This is a genomic window from Cellulomonas sp. P4_B5_2 (assembly GCF_056402235.1).
Window position 1 is genome coordinate 1 of the sequence record NZ_JBFUHU010000526.1, and the last position, 1165, is coordinate 1165.

At 72.6% G+C, this 1165-nt stretch carries 1 protein-coding gene; it reads right to left on the reverse strand.

The features are described 5' to 3' along the window. On the reverse strand, positions 1-1157 hold a 1157-nt coding region (locus AC1DUQ_RS21880; RefSeq protein WP_477074655.1), incomplete at its 3' end, for an MATE family efflux transporter. Positions 1158-1165: the final 8 nt, after the last annotated feature.

Sequence of the window (1165 nt, forward strand, 5' to 3'; positions counted from 1 at the left end):
ACCACCGTCTGTCCGAGGCCCTGCAGCGAACCACGCAGCACGAACAGCACGCCCAGGACCACGTAGAGCACCCCGTTGACCAGGAGGTAGTGCGCGGCCATGTCGACCACACGCTGCTCCCCCTCGCCGACGAAGACGCCGATGATCGCGGCACCCCCGGCCACGAGCACGACGCCGAGGACCGCCGAGCCGACGACCGAGATCCACATGCCCTGCACGACGCCCTCCCGGATGCGGTCCGGCCGGCCGGCGCCCAGGTTCTGCGCGACGAACATCGACATCGCGATGCCGAGCGACGACAGCAGGGCGACCGCGAGCCCGTCCACCCGCGCGGCCGTCGTGTACGCGGCGACCGCGTCGGACCCCAGCGCGTTCAGGCGCACCTGCACGGCGAGCGTGCCGATCGCGATGATCGACGCCTGGAACCCCATGGGCAGGCCGAGCCGCAGGTGCTTGCGCAGCTCGGCGCCGCTCACCCGCCAGTCGGCACGCTGCACGTGCAGGACCGGGACCCGTCGCCRCACGAACTCGAGGCAGAGGGCCACCGAGACCCCCTGCGAGAGGATCGTCGACGCCGCCGCACCGGCCACGCCCATGCCGAGGCCGGCCACCGCGCCGACCACCAGGACGACGTTCAGCACGCAGCTGAGCGTGAGGAAGATCAGGGGCGTGCGCGAGTCGCCGATGGCCCGGATGACCGCCGACAGGAAGTTAAAGAACATCATCGTGCTGGCGCCGAGGAAGCTGATGACCGCGAAGGTCGTCGCCTCCGGCAGCAGCTCCTCGGGCGTGTGCATCAGCCGCAGCGCCGGACCCGCGAGCAGGGGCGCCGCCACGGTGAGCACCACGCTCGTCGCCGCCGACAGGACCGCGCCGGCCGCGACCGACCGGCGCACCGCCGCGTGGTCCCCCGCGCCGAACGCGTGCGCGGTCGGGATCGCGAAGCCGTTCGTCATGCCCCACGCGAAGCCGAGCAGGAGGAACAGCAGCGCGCCCGTGGCGCCGACGGCGGCCAGGGAGTCGACGCCGAGAACGCGACCGACGACGACGGCGTCGGCCGCCTGGTAGAGCTGCTGGACGACGTTGCCGACGAGCAGGGGGACGGCGAACAGGAGGATGACGCGCCAGGGGCGACCGGCGGTGAGGACCTTGGGCACAGCGGAAC